Source organism: Dokdonia pacifica (genome assembly GCF_900188275.1).
GTDB lineage: Bacteria > Bacteroidota > Bacteroidia > Flavobacteriales > Flavobacteriaceae > Dokdonia > Dokdonia pacifica.
This window is the reverse complement of the sequence record NZ_FZNY01000005.1, coordinates 291217-313302: the sequence shown is the minus strand read 5'-3', so window position 1 is coordinate 313302 and position 22086 is coordinate 291217. Positions and strand designations below refer to the sequence as shown.

The following is a 22086-nucleotide window of genomic DNA, read 5'->3' as shown; positions in this document are numbered from 1 at the left end:
TTAAAAAAGCTCATTTCGATGAGCTTTTTTTGTGTTCTATCTATAAATTAAGCGGCTTTTTAAGTATCTTTCTAAAAAAAAGCTGATGAGGTATTTTATATATACCCTTGTGTTAAGCGCTGTTTTGCTATGCAGTTGCTCAGATACAGACGACTCTGCAGAAATACTTCCTGTGGATACCACTACTGATTTTCCAGATTTTTCCTTTTTTAATTTTTCAAATAGTACCGAGCTACTTCAATATCAGTTTAGAGCGTTTGAACAAATGGGATCCTATTCAAATATAGCTGCACTGGATGGTATTAACCCTAATATACAACGAGTAGAAGTAGCAGGGGAGGTGGTAGGCTTGTATTCGGGAAATATGGTATGGCTTAAAAATATCCGTAATGGTGCAGTATCTTCAGGAACCAATTTTTTTGAAGAATCAGATACAGAATTCCGTAGTTGGACTATTAATTCTGAACAAGAAGTATTTTCAGGGTATAATGATTCTGATGCGCTGGATAATTTTAGACTTCGTACCATAAGTCTAAATACCAGTGTGGTGTCTGATATCCAAATTGGCGCATTAAGCCAAAATAGTATTCCTGCATATCACAATGGAAGATTAGCTTTTTATGAGAATCAATCTACCACTTCAGGTGGACAACAGTCTACACTTGTCTTAGTAAATACAGATGAGACCTCCTTGATTGATCTAGAAGTATTGGAAGGTGTTCATATTTTTGGACTTGCTTTTGGCGATGCTAATGACTTCTACGTATTTCTAAGTAATAATTCATACATCCGTTATGATGCTATTACTTTTACACCATTAGAAAATGGGACTTCTTCTTTTGATCGTGTGCTAGACGGATCTGAATCGATTATAAATGGGCAATTGTTTTATACGTTTATGTTGCCAGAGCCTTCTGTTATTGAAGATTTACCGGCGGTATATGATATTGCTTCAGAAGAAACAACATTGGTAGATATTACGCCAGCATTGACAGTTCTTGCCGAAGAAAATGGATGGAGTAATTTAGAAAGAACAACGATGAATTATGCGGCTAGCCTTGAATCATGGCTTATTGGATATCGTTATACCGATAGTAATGGCGAAACACAAGGCGGTGTTGCCAAGTTTTCTAATGATGCAGCGCTTTTAACTAATCTCGAAGTGACAGATCACCCTTGGAATCTTGTGGTATTAGATTAGCTTATGTAGCTCCAGATATTCTTAAACTTGACCATTTGCGCATACATAAATCGTATGATTTGGTTTTCCGCTTTCGCGAAAGTGGGGTCATCCTTCACCACACCCCATGCGTAACTCCGAGCTACTTTTAGAATGTCATTATCCCGAATGATGTCTCCAATTTTAAGATGCAATACACCACTTTGTTGTGTACCTGTGATATCTCCAGGGCCTCTAAGCTTCAAATCGACTTCTGCAATCTCAAAACCATCATTGGTGCGTGTCATGGTCTCTAATCTCGTTTTAGAGTCGCTAGAGAGCTTAAAACTAGTCATAAGGATACAATAGCTCTGCTCGGCTCCTCGTCCCACACGACCACGTAATTGATGTAACTGACTCAATCCAAAACGCTCTGCACTTTCAATAATCATTACCGAAGCATTGGGAACATTTACGCCAACTTCAATCACCGTAGTAGCGACCATAATTTGTGTTTCGCCATTAATGAAGCGCTGCATTTCATAATCCTTGTCGGCAGGTTTCATCTTTCCATGAACGATAGAAATCTGAAAATCGGGTAGGGGAAACTCCCTCGAAATACTCTCATATCCATCCATCAAATCCTTGTAATCCATCGCTTCAGATTCTTGGATTAATGGGTACACAATATAGACCTGTCTTCCCTTCTTAATTTCGTCTCGAATAAAGGCAAAAACTTTGAGTCTATTTGCGTCATATCGATGTACTGTTTTTATGGATTTTCTACCCGGTGGAAGTTCGTCAATAATCGATACATCAAGGTCTCCATAAACGGTCATGGCAAGTGTACGCGGAATAGGTGTAGCAGTCATTACCAATACGTGTGGAGGGAATTCATTTTTATGCCATAATTTACTGCGTTGTTTTACACCAAAACGATGTTGTTCATCAATCACGGCAAGCCCTAAGTTTTTAAATTTTACCTTATCTTCGAGCAATGCATGTGTGCCAATAAGTATCTGTAATTCACCACTTTCGAGTTGTTCGTGAATAATTTTTCTACTTGAAGTTTTAGTTGATCCAGTTAATAATGAAATTCTGGTATTCAGTGGTTTACATAATTCTAATAATCCATTATAGTGTTGAACTGACAAAATTTCAGTTGGTGCCATTAAACAAGCTTGAAAACCGTTGTCAAGTGCGATTAACATTGACAATAGCGCTACAATTGTCTTCCCGGAACCTACATCTCCCTGTAAAAGCCGACTCATTTGTGCATTGGACCCCAAATCGTGACGAATTTCTTTCAATACTCTTTTTTGCGCTCCGGTTAATTCAAAGGGTAAATGGTTGTTGTAGAAGTTATTAAAGTTGTCTCCAATTTTTTCAAAAGGATACCCTTTTATTTTGGTTTTATGCATCCGATTTTTAAAGGCAAGTTGAAGTTGGATATAGAAAAATTCTTCAAATTTTAAGCGGTATTGCGCCCTTGCTAAATCTCCTTGTGATTGCGGAAAATGAATGTTTAATAAGGCCTCTCTTTTGGACATTAATTTTAAGGCTTCTACAATGGGTTTTGAAAGGCTCTCATAGAGGTGATTTTTTGCTTCTATAAAGAGCGTTTGCATCAATGCATTTACGACCTTATTTGTGATCCCTTTATTACTTAATTTTTCGGTGCTTGGATAGACCGGTTGCATCGCACTGCGTAAACTTTTTTTATGGTCTGCGAGCAATTCCATTTCAGGATGTGGCATCGAAAATTTCCCGTTGTAATAATTGGTTTTTCCAAAAATCACATAGGTCGTATTGAGTTTGATACTTTCACGAATCCACTTTTGACCTCTAAACCAAACGAGTTCCATAACCCCGCCATCATCTTTAAAAGTAGCGACGAGTCGTCTGCCTTTTCCTTCTACCATTTTCAGGCTCGTTACTTTTCCAATTACTTGCACATCGGCGCTATTGCGTTCTAATTCTGAAATAGTATAATACCGCGTTCGGTCTATGTATCGATTTGGAAATAAATGGATGAGGTCTTGATAGGTATGAATTCCCAATTCTGCACGTAACAAATCTGCCCTGTTTGGGCCAACGCCTTTTAAGTAGTCTATAGGTGTTTGAAGAAACGTGGGATTCATTAAAGCTAAGTTAAATGAAATTATACAGGATTTGAAAATTTTATTTAACCACTTTATGTTATAATAAACGTTGAGAATTATAGTATATGCTTTCGCGAAAGCGTATAATGAATGATTATCATACCACAACTTTTACTTAAAATGAGGGGTCACAGTTTCTCCTAACTCTTCTAAAACAGTGGCCACAGGTCTTGAGCCATATTTTAAATTAATGATCACATGATTCACACCATAGGATTCTAGCGCTTTTAGATGTTCGACGATATAGTCTGTTCCCGACTTAAAACCTAAATGAATAGCTTGTGGTGTGGTTGTGTTGTTTTCTAATACATCAAGATATAAAGATTGCATATAGGGTTTCCAGGGTTGCTGTTCCTTTTCTAAAGCTGTATTCCAGTTATATAAAGTTTGTTGTAAAAAACTGAAATTTCTAGGGTAATACAACCATCCATCTGCATGTTTGGCAATCCACTCTAAGGATTGTCCGGAGTGACCTGTTACCAGAAAAGGTGTTTGATGCGAACTTTTAGGAAGTAAGTCTATCGCACCATTGGTCGTTCCATAATACTCCGATGTATAGTTTGGAAAATCTCCTTGTAAAGCTTTTATGTAGGCAAAACTATCTCTAAAGAGTGCTCCTTTTTTCTGTATGTCCTGATGAAACGCGGGATACTCGATAGGGCGATCTCCAGAGGCTATGCCTAAAATGATTCTGCCTTTAGAAAGTATTTGTAAACTTGCTAATGATTTGGCAGTGTGTACAGGATGGCGAAGAGGTAAAATGATACTTCCCGTGGCTAATGCTATATCCTTGGTTTGATTCATGATATGCGTCATGTAAATCCAAGGGTCATAGATTTGCCCTGCATCGCCAAATTGCGGGTCATGAAATGGGACATCTCTAAACCATAGCGCTTTAAAACCTAACTCTTCCGCTCTTTTGGCAAGTTGTTCTTGATGTTCCATTTTTGGAATAGCGCCTGTATAGGATTCAATTGGGAAAACTAATCCTAAACTTAGCTTTCCTTTTTGTGCAATTTTTTGAAGTGTTTGCATAGTGCTTACTCGATCATAGAGATTTAAATGTTCTGTGGTAGTTGCTTATAATGATGCTAGAAATGTATCGGTTGTAGTAATGAGTTGTTGGATTTTTTCTTGATTTGTTGCATCTGGATGCGCATTGGAAAAGTGTCCTTTTTCATCCCCTTTATCATTATCAAAATAGGCGCCAGAGTTTTTGATGTATGCTTCTGTAATCGCTAAATCATACAGGATATTGGCTCCTTTATCGGCAGGAGACCAGTGTTGTCCATAGGCTTCATTTGCCATTTTGGTATTTAATAAGGAACCAGGGTTTACGGCAATGCTTGTTATGTTTTTATACGTCATTGCAAGATATGTATTCCACATAGTGAGCGCCAATTTACTTTGTGCATAGGCAGCTTGTGTTGTGATTTCTTCTTGCCCTACTAATGCGTTTAATGAAACAGGAGATTGTGCCGCTGAGCTTAGATTGACGATTCTGGGTTGTGTAGATTTTTCTAATAAGGGGATAAGTTGTTGAGTGAGGATGTATGGCGCAAAATAATTGACTGCAAATCTAATGTCTATGTCATCTTTACTTTTTGATATAGGACTCTTAAATATTCCAGCATTATTAATAAGTACATCTAGTTTTGGCACTTCATTTTGTATTTGAAGTATCATCGCATGCACACTGTTCAGATCTGAAAAGTCAGCTATAAAACCATGTACTTGTTTATTTTGGGAAATTGTCTTTATCTCAGAAATAGTTGCTGCTAGTTTATCTGCGTTTCTTCCATGTAGATATACCACATGTCCATTTGTGGCAAATTGAGTAGCGGCAAGCTTTCCTATACCGTCTGTGCTTCCTGTGATTAAAATTGTTTTACTCATGTTTGTTATGATAAACAAGCCTTCCTCTTTTAGTTAGGAAGGCTTTTGTTGTTTTATAATAGCGTAAATATTTCTTCTTCAGGAAGTCTGGATTTAGGGGTTTTGTTTGTGATATTAAAGTCACTTTCATCGCGATATCCAATAGCTATAACGGCAATGGATGTATATCCTTTTTCACGTAAGTGAAACTCTTCATCTAATGCTTTTAGATCTACGCCTTCCATGGGTAATGCATCAATGCCCATAGCGGCAACACCTAATAGGAAACTTCCCATATTTAAATAGACTTGTTTTTCCATCCAATGTTGAAAGTCTTTTACATCATAGCGATGAATGTCTGCAAAGATATTTCTAGCATCGTGCATGCCTTGTTTAATATCTTCATTAGGATAACGCCCATCTTTATCTTCTTGTGCTAATAAATGCTGCATATAGTCTTGATCAGCACTGGTTCTAGAACAAAATACAACTACATGCGAAGCATTCTTAATTTTAGGTTCGTTAAAATGAAAAAAACCTTCTGCACCTTTAGCAATACGTTCCTTTCCACTTTCATTGTCTGCAATGATAAAGTGCCAAGGTTGGATATTGGTACTAGAAGGACTCATTCTTAGTAATGATTTTAGGTGTTTAAAGTCTTCTTTTGATATTTTTTTAGATGGGTCAAAACTCTTTGTTGAGTATCTCCAATTCATTATTTTCGTGATATTCATGATGTACTATATTTTTTATAGTTGCAAAACTAAGTATAGTTGTATAACTTTGCAATAACGGTCAAAAATGATAGTAGGCTAATCCCTTATAAAACAAGGAAATTATGTATAAAATAAAAGGAAAGGAATACCCATGTTGTACTAGTATTACGATGGGTATTATAGGCGGTAAGTGGAAAACTGTGATTTTATTTCATTTGATAGATGGGCCTTTGCGTTACAATGAACTTCGTAAGCATATGCAAACAGTTACTGAGCGCACATTGAGTTTGCAATTAAAAACATTGGAGAAGGATGGAGTGATACGAAGAAAAGTATACACTACAAAGCCTCCGTTAAAGGTAGAATACTCTTTAACAGATTTTGGAGAAACCTTAATCCCGCTATTGAAAGCAGTAGCAGATTGGGGTGATTATGTAGTGGCTAATTATTCGGATTAATTCCCTTCAATTAAGTTTTTAAGATTATTTAAATTTTCATCTTCTTGTTTTCCCATTCCATCTGACATGAATGATAACATTGATTTTGCTATCATACTATTACCTGTCGTATTTGTTTTTGTGGTAATCACTGTTTTGCCACCTTGATCTTTAAAGAACATTTCATAATCTATATTCATAAAGTCCATAGTGAAGGACATGGCCATATGCTCATTTTCTTTGAAAGCGGTAATCGTTTCTTCCATGATCATTTCTGTTCCTTCTTCTTCAATATAGACTTTAGATACAGCTCCTAAAGTATTAGGGGTTCCACTTATAGGTTCTATCTTTTTAAATCCTCTAATCCATTTGGGTAAATTGGATTCATCAGACATCACTGCCCAAGATTCTTGTACAGGTTTATTTACGACAATTTCAGTTTCATAAGATATAGAAGGGGTGATCATTCCTTTTGCTATAAAAGCTATTCCAAGCACTAAAATAAGGATGATTAGATACTTTAAATATTTCATAATGAGTGATTTTGGTTAGTTGAGTGTTGTTTTGTTCTATCATATCTACATAGATGATTTTTGTTTTCTAAGTAGATTTGACTTTACTAAAGTTACAAAACGTTTGGTAATTCTCTATTTTGAATATTTGTATGAGTAAAAGAATGCTCTCTTATAAGATTATTTTTTAATACGTTCTAATTCGGAAATACGTTGCCGATACATATCAAAAATCACATCAGGGTTCCAAGTATCTGTTTCTGTTTTTCCATGTCCATGAGAGATATAAGTGAGGAGTTTTTCATCTTTTGTATAAAACTCACAATTCCATGGTATTTGTAAAAAATGATTTTTTGGAATATAGTTCTCTGTTTCTTTAGCATACACTAAAGAGTGATTTTTCTCAAAATAAATTTCTTGATAATAGGTATCTTCTTTATACGATTCTATTTTTAAAATTCGATAGCCATTTTCTAATGTACAGATATTCCAAAACTCTATTTTTCCATGAGTGTCAGTAATAGCATCTACCTGATCATAACAATTTGCTTGTTTATTTTTAAACAGCTCCTTCACTTCAGATCTGATTTTTTTCTCCTTTTCACGATGTGTTTGCGCATGCGTAATACCCATACTAAAAATGAATAAAAGTGTTAAGAAGGTACTTTTCATAATGAGTATTTTGTTTTAGATATTTTATTGATACTAGAAATCGGGTTATTTAGATAAATTGCTATTTGAAAAATTTAGATATTATAGTGTCTAATGAATTGATTTTTTTTGGTTCGCTTAAGTAGGAATCCATTTTTTGATCTCCCATTTGTTGGATTTTATAGTTTGGAAGGTCTTCTTTAAACATAAGATATACAAAGGTATCAACAATACGTTCTTTATTGCCGTGGCTAAGTTTATGTTTTTGAACGATAGGATATTCCATTCCTATATGAGTAATTTCATGAATAATGGTGTTTGCTGGATTTTGATAATTCATAAAATCACCTTTTTTAGTAGTTAGTAAGGTGATTGTTCCTTCATCAGCATTATAACTCCCTCCAGTTCCATATAGAGTGAGTATAATTTTATAGGTTTTAAAAGTATTAAATTTCCAATCCCAATTCTTTTTCTTGCTCTCTATTTGATGAAGTAAAGAATTGATAAGTTGTTCTTGTTCCCGTATCTTTTTAATAGCGTGTATATAATGCCTTTTATCAAATATGTTAGTTTCTAAAAGGTTATAAATAATTTCAAAATCTTCATTACCAAAAGTTCCTTTTTTAGACTTCATAATTAATGAATCTATTTGTTGATCGTCAGGAAGATGTATGGTGTATCCTTGTTTTTCGAAGAATGTAATGTCATTTATTGTTCTCCAAATGGAAGTGGCTTCTTGTTGTATAGTTACTGGGAGAATTTCAATCTTTGAATCAACTTCTTGAGCATATAACGGTAGTCTTATCAAACTAAATAGCAATATAGATGTTGTGAGAACTATTTGTTTCATTGTATTTACGTTTTAAAAGTAGTATCGGTATTATAGACTACGAGGTAGCATTTATTTTCATCATTTTATAATTAAGACCTACAATCCAAGTTAGAACACAAACAAAAGTAATTTTTTGAATGAGTGGCAGGAGTTTTATCCAGTAATTACTGTAATAAATATAATTGTTTAGTACTAGTAATAGAATACATACTAAGCCACCTATTTTAAAAATAATCATTTTACTCTTATAAACTTCCCAAAGAATCCCTAAAACAGCAATGACTCCAAATGCGCTAGATATGATCGTTAAAAGATCATGATACTTTGTGAAAATAAAAACAGCTAGTAGCATCGCTATTCCTCCAAATAATGGAATGACACGTTTTAAAAATAGCGTAGTGGTTATTTTTTTTGCAAACTGTATGAAGAATAAGGCCAGACTAAAACAAAGAATAACCATTCCGGCAATTGCATATGGTCTTGCAGGATTTTGTTGCCCATTCATGGCTTTTTCATTCATTAAATTGCACCAATAATTATTGACCCAATCAAAACCAACAGTATCTGTAGCAGCTTGAGAGCCTCCTGGGTAGCGCGTTGTCGCATAAAAATAAATCCCTAAGAATATAAAAACACCTATACTTGATAGTATTTCAATGAAATGGATATGACTACTTCTTGCACTCAAATTGTAATATATATCTGTTTTTTACCAACTACTTTAGAGAGAATAAAATACTAGTACCTCCATCACAAAATAATCAATTCAATTAAACAATACTATTAGACACGGAAATGTTAGGATTTTGTTGTCTATACTACTTGTTTTTAAACAACTCAGCTTTTTTAATGTTGAATCCTGTATATTTTGTAGTATATCAGTATGTTATAAAAATTCTTGTGCTATAAAAAATCGCTCTTGTTGTAAAGATTTTGGTCTTTATGCTATTTTCTATGTAATCCTAATGTTGTGTTTCGATATTTGATGTGTTGTTAAGGAATTGACTGATATAAAGACGTTTATGCGTTTAAAATTCTTAATAACACTCCAAAATCATAATAACCTTTTAAAAACAATTATCATGGGAATCGTAAAATCCACTATTTATTCAACAACAGCAAAAGAAGCAATGACTCAATTAGAGTTTTCAACAGACTTTCAAGGAGAGACAGCAAGTGTAACCGTTAACTTTGTGAAAGCAGGTACTGTAGTCAATACGGAAACATACAAACTAGATGCAGATAATCTCATAAGTAAGGTGTCTCTATCTGCTCCAGATATGAATTCTGAAGGAACACTTACGTTAGCTACACATACAAATTCAGTTGTATTTTCTGGAGTTGGTATCTGGCAAGATGTAACCTCTTTTAGAGTAGAAAACGTTGCTATTGCTTACAGATAGAAAGTATATATAACATTTTAAAAAGAGAAGCTCTTTACAAGAGCTTCTCTTTTTTGGTTTTTATAGTTACGCTAAAGAAATTATTTAGTCTATCCAGAAATTTCCAATAGCATATGTTTTAGCTTTTCCACTAATGATGACACGATCTTCTTTATGTTCACAAAAGAGGTGTCCCATGCGTTCCGAAATTTGTTGTGCATGCAGCTTTTTTTTACGAAGTCTCGAAGCCCAAAAAGGAATTAATGAGCAGTGTGCCGAGCCAGTTACGGGATCTTCTAAAATAGATGCTTGTGGAGTAAAAAACCTCGAAACAAAGTCACAATGGTCACCCATAGCTGTTACAACTACACCACCTGGATCAAGATTGATCTGATCAAAGAGATGTCTTTCAATTTTAATATTTCTAATTTCTGTTTCGTTTTTATATACTAAAACATAATCTCTTGATTTTAAAACCTCCATTGGCTGGATACTTAAAGATTGTGTAATGATATCTGGTAAACTATCTGTAATAGGCATTCTTGATGGGAAATCCATTTTATACATATCGTTATCAACCGTAACAGTTAAGTCACCACTTAGCGTATCAAAAACAATGTTATCTTTCTTGTAGTTGAGTATTGTTTTTAAGCAATGTGCCGTAGCAAGTGTTGCGTGTCCACATAGGTCCATTTCAATTTCAGGAGTAAACCAGCGTAATTGAATTTTATCACCTTGATCTATAAAGAAGGCGGTTTCTGCAACTGCATTTTCTTTTGCGATTTTTAATAAAACATCCTCTGCTAACCATTTTTCAAGTGGTACTACACATGCTGGATTTCCGCCAAAAATAGTATCAGTAAATGCATCAATTTGATAAAGATTATATTTCATTTTTAAAAACTTAAAATGATGAACGTGCTAGTTGTGACTTGTTTGATTGTGATACATTTGATAATGCTAAAAGACCTCCAACTGAAAGGATTGCTCCTCCAATAAATGGAAAACCAGCACCAACTAAATCAGCCATATTTGATGAAAATAAAAATGGTAAACAAAATATCATCCCAAAAACACCCGCGATTATAGAAGCAAAAGCTCCAAGCTTGGTGATTTTTCTCAAATTAAATACTGTTTCTGGTCTTGTAGGTTTAGCTAATGTACTTCTTAACTCCATAAGATTTCTATCAGCAAATTTTTCTATTGTCCATTTAGAAATTGGTATAGTTGTTCTTCCTTTTTTGAAGTCAGCATAAAAAGTACGCCCTAATTCTGGAAGGAGTAGTACTCCAAAAATAAAAATTGCGAAAGACGGAAATGAGTAATTTCCGTTTCCAATCATAAAAGCCTGCATTCGGATCTCATCTTCAGGAGTCATTTGATAGTTGAGTAAAACATGTTTTAAATCGTGACTTTCGTATTTAGGAACTAGTGTTAGATCATGAGCATCTAGACAATTTGCAATTTCTTTTCCTAGTGTCCCCTTTTTATAGGTTCTTAATTTAGAAACCTTTCTTTCATAAGGAGTCATATCACTAAAAAACTCAATGGTTGAAACAGAAATATCAAATGATTGCTTTATTATTTTTCTAGCTATTTTTTGAAATATGTTCATTTATGATTTGTTTTTGACTTATTGATATAATTACTCTTTACGATATTTTAAAAACCAGTTGTATACACTCGCATCAGCATACATTTCTGTCCATGCATCATGACTATCACTCTCTGTCGCTGTAAAAATATGATCATATTTTTTATAGTCTGTACTTGCAATACTCTTGGTTTTGTGAAAAGACAGTCCTGCAGATTCTAATCTTGAAATAGTACGTTCAGAATTGTTATAGTTTACTCTACGATCTCCTGTGTTATGGGAGTTCCAAATAGGAAGCTGTGCTAAAGATGTATAATCAGAAATTCCGTGATTTCCTCCACAAATTGGTGCTACAGCAGCAAAAGTTTCTGGAATTCGGCTTGCCAGTCCCCAAGTGCCATGACCGCCTCTACTTAGTCCTGTCAAATAGATACGTTTCGTATCAATATTTTGATTGCTAGCTACCTCTTTTATAATGCTTTGTATCGCTTTTTCATTAGTGTAGAATTGTCCTTCTTGAATATGCGGCATGATAACTACAAACGTATCGGTTACTAGTTTTTTAAGATCTGCATCTATTGTTTCTGGTTCTTTGAGCATTTTTGGTAACCCCCAACCATATATAACATCTACATCTCCACCTACACCAAGGCCTCCTTGTAAAAAAACAATTACTGGATATGCATCAGATTGCGATGTACAGGATTTAGGAACATATAGATTATAACCGTCAATTCTACTCTCAGGATAGTTTTTTTCTACAGTAGTAAAAGTAGCAATGTCAGAAGTAGTAGTCGTTACTTGTGCGATACTATGATGGAAAGAAAGAAAATATAACGCTACAATAAGAGAAATCTTGAGTGTGGTTTTCATAAGATGAGTTGTGAGTTAGTGATAGTATAACGGTGATCAATAGACATGTAGTATTTGTGTATACGCTTTCGCGAAAGCGTACACCAAAACATTACAATATATATACAACCATAAATCCTAAATACGTACCCACTGCATTACCTAAGGAACCAACCAGAATAGCAGGAAGCAATAGTTCTTTACGTTTAAAAGTTTCTGCCAATGCAATCGCCGTAGTACCACCACCAATATTTGCCTGACTTACAATGGCAATCATATCCCAATCTTTATATATTAAACCCCCTAGAAAAATGCTAAAAATACCGTGTAGCAAAACAGCAAATGCTGTAAAACCAAGTAAAGTAAGTCCGATGGTTTTAAGTTCAACGACAGCACTGAGTTCACAATATGCTCCAATTACCGCCAAGAAAATATAAACTAAATACAATCCTAATGTCTGACTCCCTTTAAGCCTTGCAACAAATGGTATTTGAGCTAATAAAATTCCTAAGGTAGAAATGGTAATCATAGAAGGAATTTGAGGTACATAGGTAGCCAATAGATCTGATACAAAATAAGCGGCAAGTCCTAAGAACAGCAACCACATCAAACTATGAAAATTTATAGTTTCATTTTCTTCGGTATCACTAGTTTTGTCTGGAGTACTTATTTTTTTGTCTTTCCAAAACTTACGTAATATTGCTGGAAAGGCTAATGTCACAATAATCCATAAGGTAGTAACAACATTATCAATAGCAATTGTACCGGCATATAGAACGCCTCGTTCCTGAAAATTATATTCTAAAGCCACGGCATTAAAATTAACACTACCTCCGGTATAGGTACCCGTAAGCATACCCGCTATAATCGAGGCATCATCTCCTAAAACTTGTTGAGGTGAAATCACATACCAAGAGATCAAAATACCAAGTGTGGTGGCTAATGAACCAATTAAAAATAAAATAATCATGGGAGCTCCAGCTCTTTTAATAGAGGTAAGATTTACATTTAAGAGCAAATAAAATATCGAAATAGGCGCTAGGTATGTAAAAATAGCACTGTATAAAGGAATTGAATTTGACGCAGATGGAATCAGTTTCAAATTTGCAATAACAGCTGTAAAAAGAATAACAATTAAGGCAACACCAAGTTTCTTTCCCAATTTCGTTTTAGCGGCGTACACAGATAGAATGACCATTCCTAATAACACTAATAATACATAAACAGGATTTTCAAGGATGGCCATACTAGATGATAATTTTAAAATACAATTGGTATTAAATATACAAGATTTTGCAATGAGCGTCATAAGATGGATTCATAGTCCTAAAATCTTGTGAAAAAATAAGAAGCAGGCATTTTTGATATCGTGTAAGCCATGAGATAATTGTATTTTTACTTTTATGAAGTATTTTATTCTTTTCATGGTTGCTGTGTTCGCTTTCGCGAAAGCGTATACACAAGAGATCACACCACAAACGGCTACTGTAGATATACAAAGTATTCGTGCTGTAGTAATCCCACAATATGAATCTAAAAGTATAGAAGGGCAGGTTTGGGTAAGTTTCAAACCACTTGAAAATGTTACAGAAGTACGACTAGATGCAAAAAACATGTCGGTTATAGATAGCTCTGATATCGCAGTGGTAACAGCCCAAAAAGAGCATATTCTATTTACAGGAGATTTTAAAGCTTCAAAAAAATATACCATACGATTTGATTACACCGCCACTCCAAAACAAACCTTATATTTTGTCAATGAAGATGGGAATGATCAAATATGGACACAGGGTCAAGGAAAGTATACATCACATTGGTTGCCAAGTATTGATGATGTAAATGATAAAATAGAATTTGATATTTCTGTAATTGCACCCACAGCTTATCAGGTGATTACTAATGGAAAAATGATCAAAAAAGAGCCACTTGGTAGTCGTACCGTTTGGAGTTTTGATATGCAACAACCGATGTCTAGTTATTTGGTAGCACTTGCTATAGGTGATTATCAAAAAACTACCTTCCCATCTACTTCTGGGGTTCCATTAGAGTTTTATTATTACCCAGAAGATGCTTTCCTAGCAGAACCAACATACCGATATTCTAAGAAGATTTTTGATTTTTATGAAAAAGAAATAGAGGTATCGTATCCTTGGCAAAATTACAAGCAAGTTCCCGTAAAAGACTTTTTGTATGCAGGAATGGAAAATACAGGAACAACTATTTTTTCGGATAGTTTTGTAATAGATAGCATCGGATTTACCGATCGTAATTATGTAAATGTCAATGCACATGAACTCGCACATCAGTGGTTTGGTGACTTGGTAACTGCCACAAGAAGTAAACACCACTGGCTTCAGGAAGGCTTTGCGACCTATTATGCATTACTCGCCGAACGCGAAATATTTGGAGACGATTACTTTTATTATAAACTCTATGAAACAGCCGAGCAATTACGAGAATTAAGCGATCAAGGCAAAGGTCAAAAATTAGTAGCCGCTGGCGGGAGTAGTTTGACCTACTATCAAAAAGGAGCTTGGGCGTTACATATATTAAAAGAAACAGTGGGGGCGTCCGCTTTCGCGAAAGCAGTTAAAAATTATCTCACGAAGTATCAGTTTAAAAATGTCACCACCGATGATTTTATGGCTGAGGTAGAAGCGGTTTCTGGACAAGACTTAACAACGTATAAAAAGAATTGGCTCAACCAGAGTGCTTTTCAAGCCGCCGAAGCATTAGAATCCCTAAAGAAATCGTCGTTTATGCGTTCTTATTTTGAATTACAAGCATTGCGAACGATTGCTTTAAAAGATAAATTAAGACCACTAGAAAACACCTTAAAACTTCCCAATGATTATTTAGGACAAGAAGCGGTATATCAACTGGCGGAGACTAATTTGAGAGAAAGCATCGGGTTGTATAAACTAGCATTTACCAGCAAAAACACCCTGATACGACAGGCAATTGCTACTTCTGTAGAGCAAATTCCACCTCCATTAGAGTATCAGTTTGAAAGCTTTCTTCGGGATGATAGTTATGTTACTCGAGAGCAGGCATTTTTGAAATTATGGCTTTTATATCGTGCCAATAATAACGCCGAAAAGATGAAAGCATTACTTAATCAAATGGATGGGCAGTTTGGTTTTTCTGATGGAAATATCCGTACGTTATGGCTGACTTTAAGTTTGGCGACACAAGATTATAAAGGGGATGAAGCCGGCGCTCGATATGATGAATTGGTTTCCTATACAGGTGCAGGCTATCCATTTCAATTACGAGAAAATGCCTTTCAATTCCTATCTCAAATACAATCATTTGATCGAACAAGTCTTAAAAACCTTGTAGAAGCATGTACACATCATAATTGGCGATTTAGAGAAAACGCTCGAAACCTTTTAAATCAATTAGTAAAAGAAGACCGCATTAAAGATATTATGGACAGTGTGAGACCGTTGCTTTCTAAAAAAGAACTTGCGTATTTAGAACGTGTAAACTTATAATATAGTCCTAAGTCCTAAGTCCTAAGTCCTATGTCCTAAGTCTTAAATTGTTGAATTGTAGATGTATAAGTCTAAAAGCGAAGCGATCTATATTCTATGCTCTCTTTTCTTTTGCATTAAATAAGCTCAGCAACCTCTCTTTTTATATACGTAATTCCAGCTTCACTTGGCGCTTGTTGATCCATAAGATCTTGTAAGATCGTCTCACGTAACTTATCGCTATTATCTATTTTACCACTCATATTGGTCTTGCGAATGATAGAAATCGTAGCATTTTTTGCAGTACGTACTACATTCCAGCATTCTTCAGTAACATAGATTTGTTGTGCTAAGTTATGCTCAAATTCCTGTTCGATGCTGCGAAGTAAAAGAGATTCGTATTCATTTTTATCATCGCTATATGGTTTTACACGTATCAACAAACTTCCAGGTGAAATACGTTCTAAGAATAGTGTTAAACGCTCATAAGCCTGTAATTTTTGGGGTAGTGCAGAAGATTGGTTAGCCTTATGCAAAAGGAAACGCCTTCTACCTTCTTCACTTTTGGTATACTGGCTAAAAAAGTAATAAGAAATACCCGCAACAATAAGCGCAGGGAGCAAATTAAAAGCAAGGTTAACTAAGTTTTGTTCCATGGATATACAAATTTGGGATGACTAATGTAAATGATTTATAACAGTTTTACAACGTCGGTGTGTAAGCTTTGTTTTAATAGAAGGTAAATTTTTGAATGTTTATCGATGATTTTTTGAGATTTCAGAAAACTTTTTTGATACCACGCAACCCTTAGCATTTGCTAAAGTCTTATGAATAGAATATAAAATTTACTGTAATGGGTAAGAAAGAATGTAATCTAGAACTAGATATTAAACTTCTTACTTTATAAATAAATACCTAAATCAATCATATGCAAACAATCTATAAATCGTACATCTTTATTTTTATTTTAAGCCTTATCTGCTTTAGTTGTGAGCTAGATGATACACTGCCTCAAAATGGTCCTTTACCTGATGGGGTATCTAATACTTCGGCAAATCTAGACCAGTTTTTTGGACAAGAAGTGACCCGAAGCTTTTTTGGAGAAGTAGTAGATACAGATAGTAATCCTATTCCGGGTGTATTAATAGAAATAGGGAATCAACAAGCAAGAACAGATATCAATGGGATCTTTTCATTACGAGATGTCTCTACACATGAAAAGTTTAGCTATTTAAAAGCAAGTGCCTCAGGGTATGTGACAAGCGGTCGGTCATTACGTCCATCGGAAGGTGTGAATCGTGTGAAGATCATGTTGTTTAGTGACTCCTCTACAACGACTATTCAAAGTGGCGAAGAGGCACAGGTAACTTTACCTAATGGAGCTTCCATAGTATTTTCAGGAGCTTATATAGATGCAAATGGAGACTCCTATACAGGTAGTGTAAGAGTAACTACAAATTACTTAGACCCTCTAGATCCTCATATTAACGAGATGATGCCCGGGATGTTATATGGCCAAGATATACAGGGAGAAGAAGCAGCACTTGAAACCTACGGAATGATCTCTGTAGAATTACGCGGAAGCGTAGGAAATAAGATAAACATAGACCCTAATAGTCCAGCAGAAATAACGTTTCCTGTTCCTACTAGTCTTTATAATTTAGCACCAGATATCATTCCGCTTTGGAGTTTTGATGAAGATGCTGGCTATTGGATAGAAGAAGGAAGTGCTGTATTTAATGGAACCGCATATGTAGGATCGGTAACTCATTTTTCTTTTTGGAATTGTGATGCTCCTTTCCGTCTTGTTGATTTTTGTATAGGCGTAACCGATGAGAATGGAGATCCAATTTCTAATGTTACCGTTATATTATCATCTTCTAATAGTCCTGGGGAAAGTTCAGGGATTACAGATTTAAATGGAGAAGTATGCGGTAAAGTACCAGCAGGATTTTCATTTGATCTTTCGATAGAGAATGAATGTGATGAAATTATTTATGAAAGCGTCATAGGACCTTTTAATCAAGACACAACAATTGATGTTACTGCACCAATACTTCAATATGATCATGTTTTTTCTGCAGTAGGTACTGTAGTAAACTGCAATCAAGAACCTATTACTAATGGATATGTGATTTTTTATTTAGGAGATGAAGTTTCTTATGGTACGATTACAAATGGACAGCTAAATGTAGTTCTTTTTGACTGTCTTTCACTTGACACGCTTTCTTACGAAATTTTTGATGTTGATACGTTATTGTCTTCAGGAATGATAGATGTTAGTATAGAGTCTCCTGTTACTAATCTTGGAGAAATCACTGTATGTTCTCCGTCGCAAGAATTCATTGTTTATACGATATCTGGAGAAGAAACAGTTTTTTATGTTGCAAATATTGTTGGGTATGGTAATGAGGATGATAATGGATATAAGGTAAGAGTAAATGGAGATCATGTAGTTTACAATTTTAATAGTTCTGATAGGGTATTAGGTTCTTATACTTTTGATACAACTGATAATTTTGAAGGTTTGAAGGTATATCTAGAAGATTTGAAAGTTGATCCTTCAGAACCGAATACACTCGTTTTTGAATTGACAGCATTTGGAGAAATTGGAGAGTATATTGAACTTGAGTTTAGTGGTGCATACACAAATCTTAGTGGAGAGTTAAAAAGTGTCACAGGCGAGATGAAGGTAATAAGAGATCATTAGAAATAGACAATATAATTTAATTGAAACACCACTTTATCTAAGTGGTGTTTTTGTTTTATACGCTTTCGCGAAAGCGTATAAAGGACCTTATTACATAGCATGTACTTATTTTATGTTTACTTTTTTTAAAAAAAATAAAATTTAGGGGTAACAAAATTTTAAAGGTGTTGATATAGGGATGTAACAACAAAATTTTTAATTATGAAAACGCTTAGAATTTTAACCATGATAATGATTGCTTTCACTTTAGTATTTACTTCTTGTGAACGCGATGATAATTTTACAGATGATAATTCAGATACACCTGATGATACGGTGATTATAGATGATAATAACGATCCAACTGATACGGGGAATCTAGATCAGTTTTTTGGAAGTGCAGTCAACCGAGATTTTTTTGGTCAAGTTGTAGATGAAAATAATAATGCCATTCAAGGAGCACTTGTAAAGGTAGGAGCGTTGACAGTTTTTACCGATGATAATGGGATTTTTTCTGCAGAAAATGCTTCTGTAAATGAACAGTTTGCATATCTGCGAGTAACGGCATCGGGGTATGTAACGAGTGGTAGAGCTTTACGTCCTAGCGATGGCATTAACCGTGTGAAAATAATGTTGCTTAGTGCAGATGTAACTGCTACAGTAAATAGTGGTTCGCCAGAAACCGTACAATTAGGAAATGGAACTAGCGTTGCTTTGCCAGGTGCTTATATTGATGAAAATGGAAATGCCTATTCAGGTGCTGTAGATGTAATCTTAGATTACTTAGATCCTGCATCTGCCGATTTGGACGCTGTCATGCCAGGAATGTTATATGCTGAAGATGCAGCTGGAGACGAAGCATATCTTGAAACATTTGGAATGATCTCTGTAGAATTACGTGATACAAGTGGTAATGAGTTAAATATAGACCCTAATAACCCAGCAGAATTGCGTTTTCCTTTAGATCCAGCATTACAAGGTGTCGCACCAGCTACTATTCCGTTATGGAGTTTTAATGATGAACTCGGATACTGGATAGAAGATGGTGAAGCTGTATTGCAAGGAAATGAGTATGTAGGACAAGTATCTCACTTCTCTTTCTGGAATTGTGATGCCCCTTTCCCTGTAGTCGATTTTTGTACAACAGTATTAGATGATAATGGAAACGCTTTAGCAAATACAACCGTAACTATTACAAGTCCTAATACACCGTATCCAAGATCTGGTGTGACAGATCAAAACGGGCAAGTATGTGGAAAAGTACCTTCTGGGTTAACGATGACTATAGAAGTGGTAGATCTATGTGGAAATCCTGTTTTCTCTGATGTAATTGGACCCTTTGCAGGACCAACTACCTATGGACCTATTTCTGTAAATCCAGGATCATCAACATCACAACAGGTAATAGGGAACTTTAATGACTGTTCTAATAATCCAATTACCAATGGGTATGTTGTTTTAGAGTATGGAGGAAGTGTATTTTATGAGCCTGTAACGGCTGGAACATTTGATATCAATCTCATTAGCTGCCCTGCAAGCAATACGTTTACACTAGAAGCAATAGATATTGTAAATCAGCAGTCAAGCGGAATTATTAATTACACTTTTACACCACCTACAACAACATTAGGGACAATCACTTCGTGTAATGCAGTGTCAGAGTATATAGAGTGGGAAGCAGAAGGGGTGCAACGTTTTTTAACATCACCTATAAATACCTATGATAACGGGAATAACTTTAGTGTGAATGCAAGTAACGGAAATGAATTTTTCTATATAAGTAGTTCAGATACTGCGGTAGGAACGTATACTTGGGGTAATGGACAACAGGCACCTCCGGGTTCTTTTGAAATGGAAATGTATGAAGTATTATCTCAAATTGATATAGACTATAATGCGCCTATCAATATTACATTTCAATTAAATGCTTTTGGTGCCGTAGGGGATTATATAGATATCACATTCTCAGGTACGTATTCAGATAACTCAGCAATGATACAACCCATAAGCGGATCATTACACGTCATTAGAGATTAATATATACTATTATAAAAAGAAGAACCCACTCGTATTGAGTGGGTTTTTTTATGCTTTACGGCTTCGTTTTCTCTAAGATAGTGAGTCTTGTGAACTCGCTTTCGCGAAAGCGTATAAAGAAATATATGAATTATGCATGTGCTTTCTCCATTTCAGCTTTATTTTTCCCTCCTAAATACTGGCAATCATAGAGTTCTTGCATGCCATTAAAAGGAACAGGTGTTTTTTCATAACAGTACGTTTTATCTAATTCTGTTGAGATTTTATTATCATTTAGATTGATCTCAATATCACTCATTTTAAACTGACATGGATGTTCATAACCAGCAGCATGTGTGATTTCTACAAATTCTTTCTTAAAGGTTCTGAAATATTGCGCTAAGCGTTCTGATTTTAATGGAACATCTATTCCTTTTTGTAACCATTTGCTTTGTGTGGCAACACCAGCTGGACAACGATTGGTATGACATATTTGCGCTTGGATGCATCCAATACTCATCATGGCCTCCCTAGCTACATTAATACAATCTACACCCATAGAAAATGCCATAGCAGCTTTAGCAGGAAATCCTAATTTACCACTTCCTATAAATACAATGTGCTCAGAGAGTCCTTTTTCTTGAAATAAACGATATAGATCACTAAACCCATATACCCAAGGTAAAGAAACATGATCTGCAAAACTAGGGGGCGCAGCACCTGTACCACCTTCACCACCATCTACAGTAATAAAATCAGGACCTTTTCCTGTTTTTAGCATAATATCTGCCAGTTCTTCCCATTGGTCTAATTTACCAATAGCCGCTTTAATACCTACAGGTAACCCTGTTGCTTCAGCAATTTCTTCTATAAAATCAACCATTTCAGGTACATTTGAAAAAGCTTTATGTGTAGGAGGTGAGAGTACATCTTTACCCACTTCGACACCACGTATTTTAGCAATTTCTGGTGTGATTTTAGCACCCGGTAAAACCCCTCCTTTTCCAGGTTTTGCCCCTTGAGATAATTTTACTTCGATAGCACGAATAAACGGATTGTCTTCTACTAATTTCACCATTTTTTCCATAGAAAAACCTCCGTCTGCTGCACGAACACCAAAATACCCAGTTCCAAAATGAAATACAACATCGCCACCATTACTATGATATGGAGAAAGACCTCCTTCTCCTGTATTATGATAAGCACCTGCAATTTTAACGCCTCTATTTAAAGAATCTATAGCTTTTGCACTCAACGAACCAAAACTCATCGCACTTACATTAATAACAGAAGCCGGTCTATAGGGTCTTTTTCGCTTGTGATAGGTTCCAATTACCTTCGCACACGGTAAAAAACACTTGTCTTTTGCATTTGGATGATTGTCATCTATTTTATATGGCATCATCGCATTATTAATAAATATATGCTGGTGGGCATAAATATCTCTATCGGTTCCGAAGCCTTCGTAGTTGTTTTCTTTTTTAGATGATGCATATACCCATCCTCGTTCTATACGATTAAAGGGAAGCTCTTCTCTGTTATTAGCCACAAAATACTGACGCATTTCTGGGCCAATGCTTTCAAATATATATCGAAGGTTTCCTACTATCGGGAAGTTATGACGAATTGTATGCTTACGCTGAAAAATATCACGTAGTGCTATAATAGCAAGAATGATAAGTATCCAACCCCACCAAGCAATATTACCTAGGAAGTCTAAAATGGTATCCATA

The 22086-nt window shown here is 35.2% G+C and carries 20 protein-coding genes; 6 read left to right on the top strand and 14 right to left on the bottom strand.

Going from position 1 to position 22086, the window contains the following annotated elements:
• Positions 1-85 precede the first annotated feature (85 nt).
• Complete coding sequence (locus tag CHB80_RS16090) at positions 86-1201, top strand: hypothetical protein (RefSeq protein WP_089372523.1); 1116 nt, start codon at positions 86-88, stop codon at positions 1199-1201.
• On the opposite strand, the gene recG is transcribed toward CHB80_RS16090, so the two are convergent.
• From recG to nfsB, 4 genes are all read right to left on the bottom strand, one after another.
• Entirely contained in the window at positions 1198-3300 is a 2103-nt protein-coding gene (recG, locus tag CHB80_RS16085; protein ID WP_089372522.1) for an ATP-dependent DNA helicase RecG, read from the bottom strand. The two genes, CHB80_RS16090 and recG, sit on opposite strands and share 4 nt — an antisense overlap.
• A gap of 132 nt (positions 3301-3432) precedes the next feature.
• On the bottom strand, positions 3433-4356 hold the full coding sequence (locus tag CHB80_RS16080) for an LLM class oxidoreductase (protein WP_089372521.1): 924 nt from the start codon (positions 4354-4356) through the stop codon (positions 3433-3435).
• Positions 4357-4401: 45 nt separating this feature from the next.
• On the bottom strand, positions 4402-5217 hold the full coding sequence (locus CHB80_RS16075) for an SDR family NAD(P)-dependent oxidoreductase (RefSeq protein WP_089372520.1): 816 nt from the start codon (positions 5215-5217) through the stop codon (positions 4402-4404).
• 53 nt (positions 5218-5270) lie between these two features.
• A complete protein-coding gene (nfsB, locus tag CHB80_RS16070) occupies positions 5271-5930 on the bottom strand; it encodes an oxygen-insensitive NAD(P)H nitroreductase (RefSeq protein ID WP_089372519.1) in 660 nt (219 codons plus the stop codon).
• 104 nt (positions 5931-6034) lie between these two features.
• On the opposite strand from nfsB, the gene CHB80_RS16065 reads away from it, so the two are divergent.
• On the top strand, positions 6035-6370 hold the full coding sequence (locus CHB80_RS16065) for a winged helix-turn-helix transcriptional regulator (RefSeq protein ID WP_089372518.1): 336 nt from the start codon (positions 6035-6037) through the stop codon (positions 6368-6370).
• On the opposite strand, the gene CHB80_RS16060 is transcribed toward CHB80_RS16065, so the two are convergent.
• The 4 genes from CHB80_RS16060 to CHB80_RS16045 all read right to left on the bottom strand — a co-directional run bounded on the left by CHB80_RS16060 (position 6367) and on the right by CHB80_RS16045 (position 9032).
• Entirely contained in the window at positions 6367-6882 is a 516-nt protein-coding gene (locus CHB80_RS16060) for an SRPBCC family protein (RefSeq protein WP_089372517.1), read from the bottom strand. The genes CHB80_RS16065 and CHB80_RS16060 overlap by 4 nt on opposite strands.
• Before the next feature lie 159 nt (positions 6883-7041).
• Positions 7042-7533 (bottom strand): hypothetical protein, encoded by a 492-nt coding sequence (locus CHB80_RS16055; protein ID WP_089372516.1) that lies wholly within the window; start codon positions 7531-7533, stop codon positions 7042-7044.
• Between the two features lie 61 nt (positions 7534-7594).
• A complete protein-coding gene (locus CHB80_RS16050; RefSeq protein WP_089372515.1) occupies positions 7595-8362 on the bottom strand; it encodes a hypothetical protein in 768 nt (255 codons plus the stop codon).
• A 37-nt stretch (positions 8363-8399) separates the two neighbouring features.
• Complete coding sequence (locus tag CHB80_RS16045) at positions 8400-9032, bottom strand: hypothetical protein (RefSeq protein WP_089372514.1); 633 nt, start codon at positions 9030-9032, stop codon at positions 8400-8402.
• 394 nt (positions 9033-9426) lie between these two features.
• Here CHB80_RS16045 and CHB80_RS16040 point away from each other — a divergent pair, with 394 nt between their 5' ends.
• Entirely contained in the window at positions 9427-9747 is a 321-nt protein-coding gene (locus CHB80_RS16040) for a hypothetical protein (RefSeq protein WP_089372513.1), read from the top strand.
• An 84-nt stretch (positions 9748-9831) separates the two neighbouring features.
• Here the strand turns inward: CHB80_RS16040 and CHB80_RS16035 are convergent, their stop codons facing one another.
• The 4 genes from CHB80_RS16035 to CHB80_RS16020 all read right to left on the bottom strand — a co-directional run bounded on the left by CHB80_RS16035 (position 9832) and on the right by CHB80_RS16020 (position 13418).
• The gene (locus CHB80_RS16035; protein WP_089372512.1) at positions 9832-10620 is read right to left on the bottom strand and encodes a PhzF family phenazine biosynthesis protein; all 789 of its coding nucleotides are present in this window, start codon (positions 10618-10620) and stop codon (positions 9832-9834) included.
• A 10-nt stretch (positions 10621-10630) separates the two neighbouring features.
• Complete coding sequence (locus CHB80_RS16030; protein ID WP_089372511.1) at positions 10631-11341, bottom strand: hypothetical protein; 711 nt, start codon at positions 11339-11341, stop codon at positions 10631-10633.
• Positions 11342-11371: 30 nt separating this feature from the next.
• The gene (locus CHB80_RS16025; protein ID WP_089372510.1) at positions 11372-12193 is read right to left on the bottom strand and encodes a carboxylesterase family protein; all 822 of its coding nucleotides are present in this window, start codon (positions 12191-12193) and stop codon (positions 11372-11374) included.
• Between the two features lie 91 nt (positions 12194-12284).
• Positions 12285-13418: a DUF819 family protein gene (locus CHB80_RS16020; RefSeq protein ID WP_089372622.1), complete on the bottom strand. Its 1134-nt coding sequence runs from the start codon at positions 13416-13418 to the stop codon at positions 12285-12287.
• Positions 13419-13575: 157 nt separating this feature from the next.
• Here CHB80_RS16020 and CHB80_RS16015 point away from each other — a divergent pair, with 157 nt between their 5' ends.
• Positions 13576-15669 carry a M1 family metallopeptidase gene (locus CHB80_RS16015; protein WP_229746936.1) on the top strand — a complete coding sequence of 698 codons (2094 nt, stop codon included), beginning with the start codon at positions 13576-13578 and terminating at the stop codon, positions 15667-15669.
• A gap of 116 nt (positions 15670-15785) precedes the next feature.
• On the opposite strand, the gene CHB80_RS16010 is transcribed toward CHB80_RS16015, so the two are convergent.
• Positions 15786-16304 (bottom strand): DUF7935 family protein, encoded by a 519-nt coding sequence (locus CHB80_RS16010; protein WP_089372509.1) that lies wholly within the window; start codon positions 16302-16304, stop codon positions 15786-15788.
• Between the two features lie 272 nt (positions 16305-16576).
• On the opposite strand from CHB80_RS16010, the gene CHB80_RS16005 reads away from it, so the two are divergent.
• Together CHB80_RS16005 and CHB80_RS16000 are read left to right on the top strand one after the other, a co-directional pair.
• Positions 16577-18358 (top strand): carboxypeptidase-like regulatory domain-containing protein, encoded by a 1782-nt coding sequence (locus CHB80_RS16005; protein WP_089372508.1) that lies wholly within the window; start codon positions 16577-16579, stop codon positions 18356-18358.
• A gap of 201 nt (positions 18359-18559) precedes the next feature.
• Positions 18560-20374 (top strand): Ig-like domain-containing protein, encoded by a 1815-nt coding sequence (locus CHB80_RS16000; RefSeq protein WP_143337161.1) that lies wholly within the window; start codon positions 18560-18562, stop codon positions 20372-20374.
• A 130-nt stretch (positions 20375-20504) separates the two neighbouring features.
• On the opposite strand, the gene CHB80_RS15995 is transcribed toward CHB80_RS16000, so the two are convergent.
• Positions 20505-22085, bottom strand: coding sequence for an FMN-binding glutamate synthase family protein (locus CHB80_RS15995; RefSeq protein ID WP_089372506.1), 1581 nt, complete (start codon positions 22083-22085; stop codon positions 20505-20507).
• Position 22086 lies beyond the last annotated feature (1 nt).